1 protein-coding gene is annotated in these 19,822 nt (G+C 76.8%); it reads right to left on the reverse strand.

The genetic code is table 11. The annotated features are described in order from the left end of the window. Positions 1–46: 46 nt before the first annotated feature. Positions 47–19,813 carry a non-ribosomal peptide synthase/polyketide synthase gene (locus tag ABZV94_RS32730; RefSeq protein WP_356346870.1) on the reverse strand — a complete coding sequence of 6,589 codons (19,767 nt, stop codon included), beginning with the start codon at positions 19,811–19,813 and terminating at the stop codon, positions 47–49. Positions 19,814–19,822 lie beyond the last annotated feature (9 nt).

The raw sequence follows: 19,822 nt of genomic DNA on the forward strand, positions 1-19,822 counted from the left end.
CGCCGGGTGGGGCGCCGGCGTGGGGCCGCGCGGGGCCGGGAGGTCGTCACCGGCCTCCCCTGGCGTGCCGGGCGAGGTGGCGCAGGGCCTCGGCGAACTCCTCGGCCACCCGGCGCACGGTCGCCGTGTCGTGGACGGCGGGCCGGTGGTGCCAGGTGAAGGCGAGCCGGCCGTGCTGCACCGCGCCCACCACCTCCAGCAGGTGCGAGCCGGGGTCCCTGGGGTCGTGGTCCTGCCCGAGGGAGCCGTGTTCGGCGCGGACCAGGCCGCCGCGCGCGGTCTCGGGGCGGGCGTCCCACTGGCCGAGGTAGTTGAAGACCACCTGGCTGTGCGCGCTGCCGCCGAGGCGTTCGCGCACCTCGGGCGGGCCGAAGGTGCGCAGCGCGCCGAAGCCGATGCCGTTGCCGGGCACGGCGCGCAGCTGGCGGCGCACCGACTTCACCAGGGACCGCCAGTCGCGGTCGGGGCCGAGGTCGCCGGGGTCGGGCACCTGGACGGCGACCGGGTGGACGGTGGTGAACCAGCCCACGGTGCGGGACAGGTCGACCCCGTCGAGCAGGTCCTCGCGGCCATGGCCCTCCAGGTCCAGGCGCACCCGGTCGCGTCCGGTCCAGCGGGCCAGGGCCAGGGTGAGGGCGGCGAGCAGCACGTCGTTGACGCGGGTGCGGTAGGCGGTGGGTGCCGAGCGCAGCAGGGCCGTGGTGTCCTCCTCGCCGAGTTCCACGCTCACCGTGGCGGCCGGTCCGGGGGCGGTGGGGGCGGGCGGTGCGGGTTCGCTGTCCACCGCCTGCTCCCAGTAGGGCAGTTCGTGGTCGAGGCGGCCTTCGGCGACGTACGCGGCGAGCCCGCGCGACCACGCGCGGAAACTGGTGCCGCGCTCGCCCAGCGCGACCGGTCGGCCCTCCAGGGCCTGCCGGTAGCCGGTCTCCAGGTCGTCGCGCAGGATGCGCCAGGAGACGGCGTCCACGACCAGGTGGTGGGCGACGAGGAGGAGGAATGCGGGCCGGTCCGGCTCGCCGGTGAACAGGGCCGCGCGCAGTTGCGGGCCCCGGGCCAGGTCGAAGCTCGCGTGCAGTTCGTCGGCGGCCTTCGCCATGGCCGCGTCGGCCTCCTCGGCGGACAGCCCGGTCAGGTCGTGCCGGACGAGGATGCCGGGGCCGGCGGCGGGCGGCGGGTTGAACTGCCGCCAGCCGTCCGCGTCCCGGGTGAACCGCATGCGCAGGGCGTCGTGGTGCTCCAGCAGCGCGTCCAGGGCGGCGCGCAGCGCCCGCGGGTCGGGGGTGCCGTCGAGTTCCAGCAGCGCCGACTGGTTGAAGTGGTGGTGGGCGGCGCGCGGGGTGGTCAGGAACCACTCCTGGATGGGGGTGAGCGGTACCTCGCCGGTGACCGGGCCGTCCCCGGACCGCTGGGGCGCGGCCCGGACGACGGTGGCGAGTCCGGCCACGGTCTGGTGCGTGAACAGGTCGCGGGTGGCCACGTGCAGGCCGTCGCGGCGCAGCCGGGAGACGACCTGCATGCTGAGGATGGAGTCGCCGCCGAGCGCGAAGAAGTTGTCGTCGGCGCCGACCTCCTCGATGCCCAGCACGTCGGCCCAGATGCGGGCGATGCGGCGTTCGGTGTCGGTGCGCGGCGCGGTCCGCGGGCCGTCCACGGCCTGGGCGGGGCCGGGCGCGGGCAGGGCCCGCCGGTCCGTCTTGCCGTTCGGGGTGAGCGGCAGCCGGTCGAGCGGTACGAAGACGGACGGCACCATGTGCGGGGGCAGTAGCCCGGCCAGGTGCAGCCGCAACTCGCCGACGGGCAGCGGTGATTGACCGGCGGGCGGCCGCGGCTCACCGACGGGTGACCCGGCGGCGGGCGGATCGGCGACGGACCGGTCGGCGGCCGGCGTCCCGGCGGCGGACCCCTGCTCCGGGACCACGTAGGCGACCAGCCGGGCCGGCGCGTCCGGCGTCTCCCCCGCGCGTACGGCCACGACCGCGTCCCGCACCAGCGGGCTGCGCCGCAGCGCGCTCTCGATCTCGCCGGGCTCGATGCGGAAGCCGCGCAGCTTGACCTGGTCGTCGGCGCGTCCGGCGAACCGGAGCAGACCGTCGGCGGTCCAGCGGACCAGGTCGCCGGTGCGGTACATCCGCTCCCCCGGCGCGCCGAACGGGTCGGCGACGAACCGCTGGGCGGTCAGTCCCGGCCGGCCCAGGTATCCGCGGGCGAGTCCGGGTCCGGCGAGGTACAGCTCCCCGGTCACGCCGGGCGGTACGGGGCGCAGGGCGGCGTCGAGCACGCGGACGTGGATGCCGCCTGCGGGGCGGCCGATGGGCGGGGCGCCGGTGCCGGGGGTGAGCGGGCCGGTCCAGGTGGCGACGACGGTGGCCTCGGTCGGCCCGTAGGAGTTGATCATCCGGCGGCCGGGTGCCCAGGTGTCGACCAGGTCGGCCGGGCAGGCCTCGGCGCCCACGATGAGCGTGCGCAGGCGGGGCAGGGCGGCGGCGGTCCCCGGCGGGACGGTGGCCAGCGCCGCCGGGGGGATCAGGGTGTGGCTGACGCGCCGCTCGGCGAGCACCTCCGCGAGCCGCTCCCCGACCAGCGGCCCCTCCTCGCCGGTGGCCAGCGCGGCCCCGCTGAGCAGGGAGACGCACAGCTCCAGCACGGAGGCGTCGAAGCTGGGCGAGGCGAACTGCAGGACCCGGTCGCCGGGGCCGGCCGCGTACTGTTCGGCGGCCGCGGCGGCGAAGGAGGCGAGGCCGCGGTGGGTGACCACCACGCCCTTGGGCGTGCCGGTGGAGCCGGAGGTGTAGATCACGTAGGCGGGGTGCGCGGGGGTGAGGGGCGCGGTGCGGTCGGTGTCCGTGGGCGCCGTGTCCGGCCCGTCGGCGGCCCACACCTCGGCCGGGTCGCCGAGGACCAGGTGGGCGCCCGCGTCCCGGATCATGAAGTCCCGGCGCTGCGGCGGGTAGCCGGGGTCCACGGGCAGGAAGGCGCCGCCGGCCTTGGCCACGGCGAGCTGGGCCACGACCGTCGCCGCCGAGCGGGGCAGGGCCAGGGCGACCACGCGCTCCGGTCCGACGCCGTCCCGGACGAGCCGGTGGGCCAGCCGGTTCGCCGCCCGGTCGACCTCCGCGTAGGTCAGCTCCCGGTCGCCGTCCACCAGGGCCACCGCGTCCGGGGTGCGGGCCGCCTGCCGCTCGAACAGGGCGGGCAGGGTCGTCTCGGGCACCGGGCGGAAGGTGCCGCGGCCCTGGTCCAGGAGGGTCTTCAGTTCGTCGTCGGAGGTCAGCGGCAGGGCGCCGAGCGGCCGGTCCGGGTCCTCGGCGACGGCGTGCAGCAGGGTGCCGAGCTGTCCGGCCATCCGTTCGGCGGTGGCCGGGTCGAACAGGTCGGTGTTGTAGGTGAGCAGGCCGTGCAGGGCTCCGTCGCCGGTCTCGGCGAACTCCAGGGTGAGGTCGAACGCGGCCTGCTCGGACTCCGGTTCGACGTCGGTGACGTCCAGCCCGGGCAGGTCGAGAGCGGCGGCCGGGGTGTTCTGCAGGACGACCATGACCTGGAAGAGGGGGCTGCGGCTGGTGTCGCGGACCGGGTCCACCTCGTCCACGATCCGTTCGAACGGCACGTCCTGGTGGGCGAAGGCGTCGAGGACGGTCTGCCGTACGGCGGTGAGGAACCCGGTGAAGGGCTCCTCGGCGCCGGCCCGGGAGCGCAGTACCAGGGTGTTGACGAAGAACCCGACGAGGCCTTGCGTCTCGGGCCGGTCGCGGCCGGAGGTGACGGTGCCGACGGCGATGTCGTCGGCGCCGGAGAGCCGGGCGAGGTAGGCCTGGGCGGCGGCGACGAGCGTGGTGAACAGGGTGGTGCCGTGGTCCCGGGCGAGCCGGTTCAGCCGCCGGACGGTCCGGGCGGGCACGACCAGCCGGGTGGTCGCGCCGGCACTGGTGCGCACCGGCGGCCGGGGCCGGTCGGTGGGCAGCTCCAGGTGTGCTGTGCCGGCCAACTGCCGCTTCCAGTAGGCCAGGTGCTCGTCCGTGCCGGACTCCCCGGGGGCGCGCTGCCAGCGGGCGTAGTCGGTGTACCGCACCGGCAGCGGCGGCAGGTCCGCTGCCGCCGCGCCGAGTTCGGCGCGGTAGAGGTGGGCGAGGTCGCCGAGCAGCACGGAGGTGGACCAGCCGTCGGTGACGATGTGGTGCAGGGTGAGGGTGAACACGTGGTCGTCCTCGGCCAGCCGGATCAGTCCGGCGCGCAGCAGCGGCCCCTGCCGCAGGTCGAAGGGGCGGGAGCGTTCCTCGGCGAGCAGCCCGCGCAGGGCGGAGCCGGGGTCGGCGGCCTGGGACAGGTCGCGCACGGGCAGCGGCACGTCGTGGGGCGGGTGGACGCGCTGGACGCCGTGCCCGTCGACGGTGTCGAAGGTGGTGCGCAGCGACGCGTGCCGGGCCGCCAGGGCGGTGAGGGCGGCGCGCAGAGCGCCGGTGTCCAGGGTGCCGCGCAGCCGGAGGGCGAGCGCGGTCACGTACTCGGCGCCGCCGGGCGCGAACTCCTCCAGGAACCACAGGCGTTGCTGGGCGTACGACATCGGCGCGACCCCGTCATCGGCGGCCGGGGCGATCGCCGACCGGCCGGTGCCCCGCCGGGCGTCGAGCAGGCGGGCCAGTCCGGCCGGGGTGGGGTGGGTGAACACCGCGCGCGGGGTGACGTCGGTGTCGAAGGTCTCGGCGAGCCGGGACGCGAGCCGGATGCTGAGGATCGAGTCGCCGCCGAGCTGGAAGAAGTCGTCCTCCACGCCGGGCGGTTCGCTGCCCAGCACCTCGCCGAAGACGGCCGCCGTGCGGCGCTCGGCCTCGGTGCGCGGCTCGGCCCGGGTGCGCTCCGGCCGGGTCTCCGGCGCGGGCAGGGCGGCCCGGTCGACCTTGCCGTTGCGGCTGAGCGGGAGCGCGGCGAGCGGGACGACGGCACCGGGTACGAGGTAGTCGGGCAGGGTGCGGGCGGCGAAGTCCCGCAGCTCCTCGGCGTCCTGCCCGGCCGGTCCGACGACGTAGGCCACGAGCCGTTTGGCGCCGGGCCGGTCCTCGCGGGCCACCACGGCCACGTCCACGACGCCCGGGTGGGCGGCGAGGGCGGCCTCGGCCTCGCCGGGCTCCACCCGGAAGCCCCGGATCTTCACCTGGTCGTCGGCGCGGCCCAGGAACTCGACGGTGCCGTCCGGCCGCCGCCGGGCCAGGTCGCCGGTGCGGTACATCCGGGCGCCGGGCGGGCCGCAGGGGTCGGCGAGGAAGCGGGCCGCGGTGTCGCCGGGGCGGCCCAGGTAGCCGCGGGCGACGCCCTCGCCGGCCAGGTACAGCTCGCCGGGGCAGCCCGGGGGTACGGGCCGCAGCCGGGCGTCGAGGACGTGCACCCGCATGTCGTCCAGCGGCCGGCCGATGGGCACGGTGTCGGGAACCTCGGCCGGGTCGGTGAGGGCGCAGGAGGTGGCGAAGGTGGTGGTCTCGGTGGGGCCGTAGCCGTCGACGACGGTCAGGCCGGGGCAGGCGGCCAGCACCCGGCGCACGGCCTGGGCGGGCACGACGTCGCCGCCGGTCCACACCTGCGCGAGGCCGCGGAAGCAGTCGGGGGCGTCCTGTGCCAGCAGCCGGAACAGTCCGGCGGTCAGCCACAGGGCCGTCAGCTCGCCGTCGGCGGTCAGCCGGCGCACCAGGGCCGCGTCGACGCCGCCACCCGGTGCCACGACGACGCGGCCGCCGTTCAGGAGCGGCGCCCACACCTCGAAGGTGGCGGCGTCGAAGGCCACCGGCGAGTGCAGCAGCACCCGTGCGCACACTCCGCCGGCGAACCGGCCGTCGGTGGCGAGGGCCGCCACGTCCCGGTGCCGTACGGCGACCGCCTTGGGCCGGCCGGTGGAGCCGGAGGTGAACATCACGTACGCCAGCCGGTCGGGGTCGGCGGCCGGTGTGGGCCCGTGTCCGGTGCCGGCGCCGGTGCGGGCGGCGGTCACCTCGGCCGCGGTGAGCCGGACGGTGGCGCCCGCCTGGGCGAGCAGGGTGCGGCGGCGCTCCTCGGGGGCCCGGGTGTCGACGGGGACGTAGGCGCCGCCGGCCATGAGCACGGCGAGCTGGGCGACGACGAGTTCGGCGGAGCGGTCCATCAGCAGCGCCACCCGGTCCTCGGCCGCCAGCCCGCCCGCCACCAGCCGGGCCGCGAGCGCGCGGGACCAGTCGGCCAGCTGCCGGTACGTCAGTTCGCGCGCGCCGTCGCGGACCGCGATCGCGTCCGGGGTGCGGCCTGCCTGCTCGGCGAACAGGTCCACGGGGCTGCGCGGGGCGGCCCGGCGGGCGGTGGTGTTCCAGGCGGCCAGCAGGGCGCGGTCGGCCGGGGTGAGCGGGTCCAGGCCGGCCAGGTCGGTGTCGAACCCGTCGGCGAGGGCGGTGAGCAGGGCCGCGAGCCGGCCGGCGGCGTGCTCGGCGGTCGCGGGGCCGAACAGGGCGGGGTCGTAGGCCAGGTCGAAGGCGAGCCGTTCGGCGAGGTGGGCGCGCAGGCACCAGGGGAAGGTGGTGGCGTCGTCGGCGCGCACCTCCTCGACGCGGACGCCGGTGCGGGCCGTGGCCGACTCGTCCACGGGGTAGTTCTCGAACACCACCATGCTGTCGAACAGTGGTTCCCCGGACGGTACGTCGCTGACGGCTTGGATGCGGGGCAGGGCGAGGAAGTCGAAGCGGCGGGCGTCGCTCTGCCGTTCCTGGAGCCCGCGCAGCCACGGCAGCACGGGCCCGGCCGGGACGCGGACGCGGGCCGGCACGGTGTTGATGAACATGCCGATCATGCCTTCGACGCCGGGCAGTTCGGCCGGGCGGCCGGACACGGTGGTGCCGAAGACCACGTCGTCCCGGCCGCTGGAGCGGGCCAGCAGCAGCGCCCAGGCGCCCTCGACGACGGTGTTGACGGTGAGCCCGGCGCGGGCGGCGGTCTCCCGCAGCCGGCGCGAGACCCCCGCGTCCAGCGCGTGGTGGACGGCGGCGGCCGAGCGGGCGCGGTGGGCCTCGGCGGGCGTGCGGTCGTACGGCAGCGGGGTGCGGGCGGTGAACCCGGCCAGGGCGTCGGCCCAGTACCGCTCGGCGGCCTGCTCGTCCTGCTCCCGCAGCCAGTGCAGGAAGTCCGCGAAGGGCCGCCGGGCCGGGGGCGCCGGGTCGGGGCCGCCGGTGAGGGCGGCGTAGCGTTCGCACACCTCGGTGAGCAGCTGCCCGGTGCTCCAGCCGTCGAGGACGATGTGGTGGGTCGACCAGAGCAGCAGTACCTCGTCGCCGGGCAGGGCGGCCAGAGTGAGGCGGGTCAGCGGCGCGGTGGTGAGGTCCATGCCCGCCGCGCGGTCCTCGGCGAGCAGCCGCTCGGTGGCCTCCGCGCGCCGCCGCGGGGTCAGCGCCCGCCAGTCGAGGTGGGTGACGGGCAGCTCGGCGCGCCGGTGGACCACCTGGACCGGGTGGGGCAGCCCCTGCCAGTGCACGCTGCTGCGCAGCGCCGGGGTGCGGGCGGCGACCTGCTGCCAGGCGGCGGCGAACGCGTGCGGGTCGGCGACGCCGGACAGGCGTACGGCCGTGCGGTCGAAGTAGGCGTGCTCGGTGTCCACGAGGCCGTGGAAGAGCATGCCGGACTGCAGCGGGGTGAGCGGCAGGACGTCCTCGGTGTGCCGGCCGGTGCCGACGAGCCGGTCCAGCTGGTCCTGGCCGAGGCCGGCGAGCGGGAAGTCGGAGGGCGTACGGCCGCCCGCGCCGGGACGGGCGCAGTGGGCCGCGATGTCCCGCAGGGCCGCGAGGGTCTCGTCGGCGAGCCGGCGGACGGTGGCCTCGTCGTAGACGGCCGCCGGGTAGGTCCAGCCGAGTTCGAGGCGGCCCCGCTGGACCACTCCGGTGACGTCCAGGAGGTAGGGGCGGGGTTCGTCCGGGTCGGTGTCCCGGCCGGCCGGGGGCAGGGAGCCGCGCAGCAGCCCGCCGGTGGCGTCCGCGTCCCACTGGCCGTGGTAGTTGAAGCCGACCTGCGGCGCCGGGGCGCCGGCGAGGGGGCTGCCGGGCAGGAGGTGGCGCAGGGCGCCGTGGCTCAGGCCGCGCAGCGGCACCGCGCGCAGCTGCTCCTTGACCGAGCGGAGGGTGTCGTGCCAGCCGGCGTCCGGGTCGACGCGCAGCGCGAGCGGGAACTCGGCGGTGAACCAGCCGACGGTCCGTGCCAGGTCGACGTCCGCGAACAGGTCCTCGCGGCCGTGTCCCTCGACGCCGAGCAGGACGGTGTCGCGTCCGCACCAGCGGGCCAGGGTGCGGCCGAGGGCGCTGAGCAGGACGTCGTTGACCTGGGTGCGGTAGGCCTCCGGGACCTGCCGCAGCAGGGCGTCGGTCGTCCCCGCGTCCAGCGTGACGGTGAGGGTGGCGGCGCCGCCGTGGGTGTTGGCGCCGGGCCGTCCGGCGGGCAGCCCGGCCGGGGCCGCGCCGGTGCGCGTCCAGTACGGCAGGTCGGCGTCCAGGGCGCCGGAGCGGGTGTGCCGGTCGAGCCGGGCGGCCCAGGTGCCGTAGGAGGTGCCCGTGGGGGGCAGTTCGACGGGCCGGCCGGCCGCCGCCGCGCCGTGGGCGGTCTCCAGGTCGGCGAGCAGGATGCGCCAGGACACCCCGTCGATCACCAAGTGGTGTGCGGTGACGACCAGTTGGCCGTTCCGTCCCGGGCCCCGGTCGAAGAACAGGGCGCGGACGACCCGGCCGGCGAGGGGGTCGAGCGCGGCCTGCGCCTCCTCCGTGAGCCGCCGGACCTCGCCGTCCAGCGCCGTGTCGTCCAGCCCGGAGACGTCGTGCCGGGTGAAGACGCCGTCCGGCGCTTCGGGCAGCGCCTCCTGGCGCCAGCCGTCGGCGGTGCGGCGGAAGCGGGTGCGCAGGGCGGCGTGGTGGTCGACGAGGGCCTCGACGGCGGTCCGCAGCGCCGGCCCGTCCGCGCCGGCGGCGAGTTCGAGGCGCTGGGTCATGGTGAACCGGAGCCGCTGCCCGGGGTCGCGGCCGTCCAGGTACCAGTGCTGGATCGGGGTCAGCGGCGCCTCGCCGGTCTCCTCGGCCGCGGTGGGGCTCGGCGCCGACTCCCTCACACGGAGGGCGAGTTCGGCGACGGTCTGGTGGCGGAAGACGTCCTTGGTGGTCAGGGCGAGTCCGGCCTGCCGGGCGCGGGAGACGATCTGGATGCTCAGGATGGAGTCGCCGCCGAGCGTGAAGAAGTTGTCGCGGGCGCCGACGCGGTCGACGCCGAGGACGTCCGCCCAGATCGCGGCCAGGCGCTCCTCCGTACCGGGCCGGGGGGCGACGTACGGGGTGCCGCTGTCGGGCTGGGCGGGCGGGGCGGGCAGGGCGCGCCGGTCGGTCTTGCCGCTGGTGGTGCGGGGGATGCGGGCCAGCGGGACGAACGCGGCGGGCACCATGTGGTCGGGCAGGGTGCGGCGCAGGGCCAGCCGCAGTCCGTCGGCGGACGGGACGCGGCCGTCGGCGGGCACCACATAGCCGACGAGCACGAGGCGGCCGGCGTGTTCGCGCGCCGCGACCGCGGCGTCGGCGACGTCCGGGTGGGCCAGCAGGGCCGCCTCCACCTCGCCGGGCTCGATGCGGAACCCGCGGATCTTGACCTGTTCGTCCACCCGGCCCAGGAACTCCAGGAGCCCGTCCCGGTCCCAGCGGACCCGGTCCCCGGTGCGGTACATCCGCTCCCCCGGCGCACCGAACGGGTCGGCGAGGAAGCGGGCGGCGGTGAGGCCGGGCCGGCGCAGATAGCCGCGGGCCACCTGCGCCCCGGCCAGGTACAGCTCGCCGGGCACTCCGGGCGGCACCGGGCGCAGGGCGCCGTCGAGGACGTAGGCGCGCAGGTTGCCGCCGGGGCGGCCGATGACCGGGCGGTCGGGCCGGTCGGCGCAGCGGCCGTAGACGGCGTCGACGGTGCACTCGGTGGGGCCGTACATGTTGTACACGGCCACGCCCGACCGCCGCTCGGACCGGGCGAGTTCCCGCCAGTCGGCCGGGGTGACGGCCTCGCCGCCGACGAGCAGCAGGCGGGGGTGGTGGCGGCCGGGGGCGAGCAGGCCGGCGGAGGTCAGTTCGCGCAGGAAGGACGGGGTGACGTTCACCAGGTCGAGGCGGTGTTCGGCGACCTGGTCGCAGAAGGCCCGCGGGTCCAGGCGCACGTCCTCGTCGACGAGGTGGACCTCGTGACCGAGGGCGAGGAGCAGGGGGCCTTCCCAGGAGGTGTCGAAGGAGAAGGAGGCGCTGAGCGCGGCCCGCAGCCGCCGCCCGCCGCCGGTGTGCGGGGCGAGCAGGCCCGTCCGGTGGTCGTGGCACAGGTTGACCAGCTGGCGGTGCTCCACGGCGACACCCTTGGGGCGGCCGGTGGAGCCGGAGGTGTAGACGATGTAGGCGGTGTGCTCGGGCAGCAGGGGCCGGACGCGGTCGGCGTCGGCCGGGTCGTGCGCGGGGAGCCGGTCCCAGGGCACCTCTTCGAGGCCGGTCAGCAGGGTGTGCGGCCGGGCGTCGGCCAGGAGGAAGTCCGCTCGCTCCCCGGGGAGTCCGGGGTCCAGGCAGAGCAGGGTCGCACCCGCCTTGAGGACCGCGAGCACCGCCACCACCAGGTCGGAGGTGCGCGGGAGCCGTACGGCGACCACGTCCTCGGGGCCGGCGCCCCGCGCGATGAGGTGGTGGGCGAGCCGGTTGGCTCGCTCGTTCAGCGCGGCGAAGTCCAGGGTGGTGTCGCGGGCCACCAGGGCGGTGTGGTGCGGGGTGCGGGCGGCCCGGTCCTCTAACAGGGCGGGGAAGGTGGTGTCCGGCTCGGGCAGCCGGGCTCCCTGCCCGAACCGCAGCACCCGGCGGCGTTCGTCGTCGGTCATCAGCGGCAGGCGGCCCACGGCCCGCGCCGGGTCCTCGGCCGCGGCCTCCAGCAGGACGCGGAGCCGGACGGCCAGGCGTTCGGCGGTGCCGGCGTCGAAGAGCCCGGTGTTGTACTCCAGGTGGCAGGTGAGCCCGCCGTCGGTCTCCACGAAGTCGAAGGCGAGGTCGAAGGAGGCGTTGCGGACCGGCGGGGTCACCGGCTCCACGGCCAGGCCGGGCAGCCGGGGCGGCTCGGCGCCGAGGTTGTGCAGCGCGACCATGACCTGGAACAGCGGGGTGCGGCTGGTGTCCCGCTCGGGCTGAAGGGCGTCCACGACGCGTTCGAAGGGCACCTCCTGGTGGGCGAACGCGTCCAGGACGGTGTCGCGTACCTCGGCCAGCAGGTCCCGGAAGGGCAGTCGGGGGCGGACCCGGGCGCGCAGGACCAGCGTGTTGACGAACATGCCGACGACGTCGTGCAGTTCGGGCCGTTCCCGGCCGGCGGTCACCGTGCCGACGGTGACGTCCTCCTGGCCGGCCCAGCGGGCGAGCAGCACCTGACAGGCGGTCACGAGTGTCATGTAGAGGGTGGCGTCGGTCTCCCGGCCCCGCTCGCGCAGCCGCTCGGTCAGCGCGGCGGGCAGGGTGAAGGTCACCAGGGCGCCGTCGCGGGTGCGGACGGCCGGGCGCGGCCGGTCGGTGGGCAGCTCCAGCGGGGCCACACCGTCCAGCGCCCGGCGCCAGAAGCCCAGTTCGGCTTCGGCCCGCTCGGCGCGGGCGCGCTGCCAGGTGGCGTAGTCCGCGTAACGGACCGGCAGGGCGGGCAGATCGGGACGGCGGTCCTCCAGGGCGGCCGCGTACAGCTCGCCCAGGTCCCGGCCCAGCACACCGGCGGACCAGCCGTCCGTGACGATGTGGTGCAGGGCGAGGACGAGGACGTGCTCCTCGGCGGCGAGCCGCACCAGGCGGACCCGGAACAGCGGCCCGGTGGCCAGGTCGAAGGGGGTGGCGGCCTCGCGTTCCAGGAGGGCGTCCAGGGCGCTCTCCGCGCCGGCGTCCGCGCCGGCGGTCTGCGCGAGGTCGTCGACCCGCAGGTCCACGGGGTGTGCGGGGTTGACCGACTGCCGGGCCTGGCCGTCCTGTTCGGTGAACGTGGTGCGCAGGGCCTCGTGCCGGGCGACCAGGCCGTCCAGGGCGGTGCGCAGGGCGGCGGTGTCGAGCGGGCCGCGCAGCCGCAGCACGGACAGGGTCGTGTACTCGGTGCTGCCCGGCTCGAACCGGTCGAGGAACCACAGGCGTTGCTGGGCGTACGACAGGGGCGCCGGGGTGTCCGGGTCGGTGGCCGGGAGGGTGCCGGCTGCGCTCCCGTCCCGGGGCTCGCCCAGCGCTGCCGCGAGGGCGGACAGCGTGGAGTGGGTGAACAGCAGCCGGGGTGAGACGTCCGTGCCGAAGGCGGCGCGCAGCCGGGAGGTGACGCGGACGGCGAGGATGGAGTCGCCGCCGAGGGCGAAGAAGTCGTCGTCGGCGCCGACCTCGTCGGTGTCCAGGACGTCCGCCCACGCGGCGGCGACCAGTCGTTCGGCCGGGGTGCGCGGCGGGGTCCGCGTGCCGTCGGCGGCGAAGCCGTCGGGGCCGGGCGCGGGCAGGGCGCGCCGGTCGAGCTTGCCGTTGACGGTGAGCGGCAGCGCGGCCATCGGCACATAGGCGGCCGGCACCATGTGCGCGGGCAGCAACGCCTCCAGGTGGGCCCGGAGTTCGGCGGCCGGCGGAGGCGGCAGGGCGCGGTCGCCGCTGCCGGTGCCGACGACGTGGGCGACCAGCCGGCGCGTCCCGGCGGTGTCCTCGTACACGCCGACGGTGGCCGCGCCCACGCCCGGGTGGCGGTGCAGGGCGGCCTCGATCTCGCCGGGCTCGATGCGGTAGCCGCGGATCTTCACCTGCTGGTCGGCGCGGCCCAGGTACTCCAGGGTGCCGTCGGCCCGCCAGCGGGCCCGGTCGCCGGTGCGGTACATGCGGGTGCCGGGCCGGCCGAACGGGTCGGCGGGGAAGCGGGTCGCGGTGAGGCCGGGCCGGTTCAGGTAGCCGCGGGCCAGGCCCTCGCCGGCGACGAACAGCTCGCCGACGGCGCCGGGCGGTACGGGCCGCAGCGCCTCGTCGAGGACGTAGATCCGCAGGTCGGGGATGCCGGTGCCGATGGGGCTCGCGATGCCGGCGCCGGCCGTTCGGCGGTCCAGCGCGGCGTGGGTGACGTGCACGGTGGTCTCGGTGATGCCGTACATGTTCACCAGGCGGGGCGCGGTGTCCGGGTGGCGGGCGTACCAGTCGGCGAGCCGGCCCACGTCCAGCGTCTCGCCGCCGAAGACCACCGTGCGCAGCGCCAGCCGGGCGCTGACGTCGGGCAGTTCGGCGTCGGCGCGGATCAGGGGGTGGAAGGCGGAGGGGGTCTGGTTGAGGACGGTGACCTGTTCGTCGGCGAGCAGCCGCAGGAAGTCCTCCGGGGAGCGTGCCGTGTCCTCGGGGACGACGACGAGCCGGCCGCCGTGCAGCAGCGGGCCCCACAACTCCCACACGGAGAAGTCGAAGGCGTAGGAGTGGAACAGGGTCCACACGTCGTCGGGTCCGAAGCCGAACCAGTGCCGGGTGCGGGTGAACAGCCGGACCACATTGGCGTGCGGGACGACGACCCCCTTCGGGCGGCCGGTGGAGCCGGAGGTGTAGATGGCGTACGCGGGGCTCTCGGGCAGCGCGCGGCGGGCCGGGCCGGCGGCCGGGCGGCGGGCCAGGTCGGCCCGGACACCGGGGTCGTCCAGCCGCAGGACGGGCACGGTGGTGCCGGCGTCGGTGGTGGTCACCAGCGCCACCGGGCCGGCGTCGGCGAGCAGGTCCCGGACGCGTCCGGCGGGCAGCGCGGGGTCGATGGGCAGGTAGGCGGCGCCGGTCTTGAGGACGGCGAGGACGGCCACGACGAGGTCGGTGGAGCGGGGCAGGGCGAGCGCCACGAACATCTCGGGTCCGGCGCCGAGTTCGGCGAGCCGGTGCGCGAGCCGGCCGGAGCGCTCGTCCAGGGTGGCGTAGTCGAGCCGGTCATCGCCGCAGGCGACGGCCTCGGCGTGGGGGGTGCGGGCGGCCTGGGCGGCGAAGAGGGCGTCCAGGGTGTCGGCGGGCCGGCCCTCCTCGGTGCCGTTCCAGTCGGCCAGCATCCGCCGCCGCTCCTCGGCGGTCGTCCAGGCGAGCGCGCGCACGGGCCGGCCGGGGTCGTCGGCCAGCTCGGTGAGCAGCAGACACAGCCGGTCGGCGAGGGCGCGCACGGTCGTGGTGTCGAACAGACCGGGGTCGTAGGCGAGGTCGAAGCCGAACCGCTCGCCCTGGTAGGCGCGCAGCACGAGGGCGTAGTTGGTGGCGTCGCGGGCGGAGACGTCCGCCAGCCGTATCCCGGAGCCGGCCGAACGGGCCTGGTCGAAGGGGTAGTTCTCGAACGTCACCATGCTGTCGAACAGGGGGCTGCCGGCGGGCACGTCGCTGAGCGAGGTCAGCTCGGCGAGGGACACCGCCGCGTACCGCCGCGCCTCGGCCTGCGCCTCCTGGAGCTCCCGCAGCCAGGCGGTGGCGGTCCGGCCGCCGTCCACGCGGACCCGGGTGGGCAGGGTGTTGATGAACATGCCGACCATCGACTCGACGCCGGGCAGGTCGTCGGGCCGTCCGGAGACGGTGGTCCCGAACAGCACGTCCGGCTCGGCGCTGTAGCGGGACAGCAGCAGCGCCCAGGCGCCCTGCACGACGGTGCCCAGGGTGAGTCCGGCCGCGCGGGCGGTGCGCGCCAGCCGGGCCGAGACCTCGTCGGAGAGCCCGGCCGTGTGCACGCCCGCGGAGCGGGTCTCGTGGCCGGGGCGGCGGACGCGGTCGGCGGGCAGCGGGGTGGGGGTGGCGAACCCGGCGAGGACGGTCCGCCAGTGGGCGTGCGCGGCCTCGGTGTCCTGGCCGGCGAGCCAGCGCACGTAGTCGGCGAACGGCCGCCGTACCGGGGGCCGCGGCCCGGCGCCGGTGGTGAGCGCCGTGTACTGCGCGAACACGTCGGTGAGCACCTGGGCCAGGCTCCAGCCGTCCAGGATCAGGTGGTGGGAGGTCCACAGCAGCTGGAGCCGGTCCTCGGGCAGCCGGACGAGGGTGAGCCGCATCAGGGGGGCCGTACCGAGGTCCAGGCCGCGCGCGAGGTCGTCGGCGCGCAGCCGGTCCAGCCGCTCGGCCCGCTCCCCGGCGTCCACGTCCCGCCAGTCCACCTGTTCGACAGGCACGGTGACGTGGCGGTGCACGACCTGGAGCGGCACCGGTACGTCCTCCCACACCACCGAGGTGCGCAGGGCGGGCGTGCGGTCGGTCACGCGCTGCCAGGCCCGGGCGAGGGCGTCGGGGTCGGCCACCCCGTCGAGCAGCAGCGCGGCCTGGTCGACGTACACGTCGTCCGGTCCGCCGACCAGCCGGTGGAAGAGCATGCCCTCCTGGAGCGGGGTGAGCGGCAGCAGGTCCTCGACGTCCCGGCCGTCGCCCGCCAGACGGTCCACACCGGCCTGGTCCAGGCGGGCCAGCGAAAAGTCGGAGGGGGTACGGCCGCCCGCGCCGGGGGTGGCGCAGTGCTCGGCGACGGCGGCGAGCGCCCGCACCATGCCGTCGGCCAGCCGACGTACGGTGCCGGCCCGGTGCACCTGGTCGCTGTAGTGCCAGGTGATCTCCAGCTCGCCGTCGGCGACCAGGGCGGAGACGTCCAGGAGGTGGTCCAGCGGCGCGCCGGGGTCCATGTCCCGGCCGGGCAGGTCGGCGACGGGCGCGAAGTCCCCGCCGGCGGGCGCCTCCCACTGGCCGTGGTAGGTGAAGCAGACCTGGGGCAGCGGGAGTTCACCGAGGGCTCCGGCGTCGGGCCGGGGCGAGCCGAGGTGGCCCAGCGCCTGGTAGCTCAGGCCGCGACGCGGCACGGCGCGCAGCCGCTCCTTGACGGCCTTGAGGGTGGCCCCCCAGTCGGCGGGGCCCGCCGGGGTCAGGGTGACCGGGTACTGGGTGGTGAACCAGCCGACCGTGCGGGACAGATCGGCGCCCTCGGCCAGGTCCTCCTCCCGGCCGTGTCCTTCCAGCGCCACGGTGACCCGGTCCTCGCCCGTCCAGTCGGCCAGCACCCGGGCCAGCGCGCTCAGCAGCACGTCGTTGACCTGGGTGCGGTAGACGCCCGGCACCCGCCGCAGCAGCGCCTCGGTGGTGGCGCGGTCGACCCGGGTGCGGACGGTGCGGAGGGACCCGGCGAGCGGGGTGCCGGGCAGGTCGACGGGGAGCGGGGTGCGCGGGTGCGCGGTCTCCTGCGCCCAGTGGGGCAGGTCGTCGTCCAGGTCGCCGGCCCGGACCCGCTCGGCCAGCCGGCGCGCCCAGTCGGCGAACGGGGTGTGCTCGGGCTCCGGCCGGGGTTCCTCCCCGGCCGCGGCCTGCCGGTAGGCCTGTTCGAGGTCGGTGAGCAGGACCCGCCAGGACACGCTGTCGACGGCCAGGTGGTGGGCGGTGAGGAACAGGCGCGGGCGCTGACCGCCGGTGAGCAGGGCGGCGCGCAGCAGGGTTCCGGCGGCCGGGTCCAGGGCGGCGCGGGCGGCGTCGGCGGCCTCGGCGGTGGGGGTGCCGGGACCGTACCGGGTCAGCAGTCCGGTGGCCGGGCCGGTGCCGGGGTGCTGCCGCCAGGTGTCCCCGGTGCGGGTGAAGCGGGCGCGCAGGGAAGGGTGCCGGTCCACCACGGCGTCCAGGGCCCGTTCGAGTGCCCGCTCGTCGAGGTCGTGGGGCAGGTCGAGCAGCATCGACATGCTGAAGTGCCGCAAGGGGCCGTGCGTGGCGAAGAACCACTCCTGGACCGGGGTCAGCGGGGCGGGCCCGTCCTCGTGCGGGCGCCGGGGTGCGGGCAGGTCGGCGGTGCGGCGGGCCGCGGCGGCGGCCAGGTCGGCGACCGTCTGGTGCCGGAAGACGTCCTGGGAGCCGATCCTGAGGCCCGCCGCGCGGGCCCGGGAGACGGCCTGGATGCTCAGGATCGAGTCGCCGCCCAGCTCGAAGAAGTTGTCCGTGACGCCGACCCGTTCCACGCCGAGGACCTCGGCCCAGACGGCGGACAGGGTCTCCTCGTCGGGGGTGCGGGGGGCGACGAACTCCCGTTCCCCCGGTGCGATGTCGGGCGCGGGCAGGGCGCGGCGGTCCAGCTTGCCGCTGGTGGTCAGCGGCAGCGCGTCGAGCGGGGTGAAGGAGGACGGCACCAGCGCGTCGGGCAGCACCCGGCGCAGGGCCGCGCGCAGGTCGGCGGGGGCGGGCCGGGGCGCGCCGGGCGCGGGGACGACGTAGGCGGCGAGGCGGGTGTGGCCGTGCGCGTCGGGTACGGCGGTGACCGCGGCGGCGGCGAGGCCGGGCAGCGCGAGCAGGGCGGCCTCGATCTCGCCGGGCTCGATGCGGTGGCCGCGCACCTTGACCTGGTCGTCGGCGCGGCCGAGGTAGTCCAGGCGGCCGTCGGGAGTCCAGCGGGCCAGGTCGCCGGTGCGGTACATGCGGGTGCCGGGCGGCCCGTAGGGGTCGGCGAGGAAGCGGGCGGCGGTCAGGCCGGGCCGGCCGGTGTAGCCGCGGGCCAGCTGGGCGCCCGCGAGGTAGAGTTCGCCGCCGACGCCGGGCGGCACCGGCTGGAGCCGGTCGTCCAGCACATAGGCGCGCACGCCGGGCAGGGGGCGCCCGACCAGGGGGCGGTCGCCGCCGTCGACACGGCAGGACAGCGCGTCGACCGTGCACTCGGTGGGGCCGTAGAAGTTGTGGGCGGTCACGTCCGGGTGGGCGGCCAGGTCGCGCCAGAGCGCGGACCCGACCGCCTCGCCGCCGAGCATGAGGACCCGGGGGCGGTGCCGCGGGTCGGTGAGCAGTCCGGCGGGCAGCAGCTGCCGCAGGTAGGACGGGGTGACGTCGAGGAAGTCGACGCGGTGCTCGACGACGTACGCGACCAGGGCGGCCGGGTCCATCCGGGTCGCCTCGTCGACCAGGTGCAGCGGGTGGCCGTCGGCCATCAGCAGCACGCCTTCGAGGGAGGTGTCGAAGGAGAACGACGCGGTGAGCGCGACCCGCAGCGGGCCGCCGCCCGCCTCGGCGACGAAGCCGGCCCGGTGCGCGGCCAGCAGGTGCGCCGCCGAGCGGTGGGACACGGCGACGCCCTTGGGGCGGCCGGTGGAGCCGGAGGTGTGGATGACGTACGCGAGGTGGTCGGGGTCCAGCGGGGCGCGCCGGTCGGCGTCGGTGGGGTCGGTGTCCGGGACGCCGGCGGGTACGGCGCGCACGGCGGCCTCGTCCAGGACCAGGGCCGGGCGGGTGTCGTCCAGCAGGTACCGGACGCGTTCCTCGGGAAGGGCCGGGTCCAGCGGCAGGTAGCCGGCGCCGGACTTCCAGACGGCGAGGATCGCAACGATCATGTCGGCGGTGCGCGGCAGCCGCAGCGCGACCAGCCGCTCGGGGCCGGCGCCGAGCGTGACGAGGTGGTGGGCGAGCCGGTTGGCGCGGGCGTTGAGGGTGGCGTAGTCCAGCCGTTCGCCGCCCGCGACGAGGGCGAGGGCGCCGGGGGTGCGGGCCGCGCGGCGCTCGAAGACCGCCGCGTAGGTGAGGTCGTCCCCGGGGTGGTGCGGGCCGGTGCTCCAGTCCTGGACGACACGCCGAAGCTCGTCCTCGGACAGCAGGGGCAGGCTGCCCAGCGGGCGGTCCGGTGCCTGGGCGGCGCCCTGGAGCAGGCGCAGCAGCTGTCCGGCGAGCCGCTCGGCCGTGGCCGGGTCGAACAGGTCGGTGCGGTACTCCAGCAGGCCGGTCAGGCCCGCGCCGTCCGGCACGAACTCGATGCTCAGGTCGAAGGTGGCGGCCTGCCGGGGCACGGTGACCGGGGCGGTGGCGAGGCCGCGCGGGGCGGTGGCGGCGGGCGGGTCGGGGTGCAGCAGGACCATCACGTCGAACAGCGGGTTGCGGCCCGCCTCGCGGGGTGCGCCGACCGCCTCCACGATCCGCTCGAACGGCGTGTCGCCGTGGGCGAAGGCGTCGTTGACCGTGCCGGCCGTCGTGGCGAGCAGGTCGCGGAAGGAGCCGGACGCGTCCACCGGGGTGCGCAGGACGACGGTGTTCACGAAGAAGCCGACGGTCCGTTCGAGGTCGGTGCGGGAGCGGCCGGGCGTGAGGGAGCCGACGGTGATGTCGTCCTGCCCCGACCAGCGGGCCAGCAGGGCCTGGGTGGCGGCGACCAGGGCGGTGTGGAGGGTGCTGTGCCGTTCCGCGGCGAGGTCGCGCAGCCGCGCGGTGAGGGGGGCGGGGACCGTGAACGTGTGGACGGCGCCCTCGCCCGCCTCCGCGCCGCGCCGGGGCCGGTCCAGGGGCAGTTCGGGCGCCACGGCACCCGCCAACTGCGACCGCCAGTAGGCGAGATGGCGTTCGAGGCGGGGCCCGGAGAGCTGTTCGCACTGCCACACGGCGAAGTCCGGGTACTGCGTGGCCACCGGGGGCAGGTCCGGCCGGGCGCCCTGCGCGAGGGCGTCGTAGGCGGTGCACAGCTCGTCCAGGACCACGCCCATCGACCAGCCGTCCGTGACGATGTGATGGGCGGTCAGCAGCAGGACGTGGGAGGCCGCCGCCTCGCGCAGCAGCAGGGCGCGCAGCAGCGGTCCGTGCCGCAGGTCGAAGGGGCGGGAGTACTCGGCGAGCAGGTCCGCGTCCAGGTCGCCGGCGTCCCGCACCGGCAGCGGCACCGGGCCCGCCGGACGCACGCGCTGCACCGGCCGGCCGTCGGTCTCCTCGAACGTGGTGCGCAGGGCCTCGTGCCGGGCGACGACGGCGGTGAGCGCCTCGCCCAGTGCCGCCCGGTCCAGGGCGCCGGTGAGGCGGACGGCCACCGCGCTGTTGTAGCGGGCGTCGCCGGGGCGCAGCCGGTCCAGGAACCACAGCCGCTGCTG

This window comes from Streptomyces sp. NPDC004658 (assembly GCF_040609555.1).
Taxonomy (GTDB): domain Bacteria; phylum Actinomycetota; class Actinomycetes; order Streptomycetales; family Streptomycetaceae; genus Streptomyces.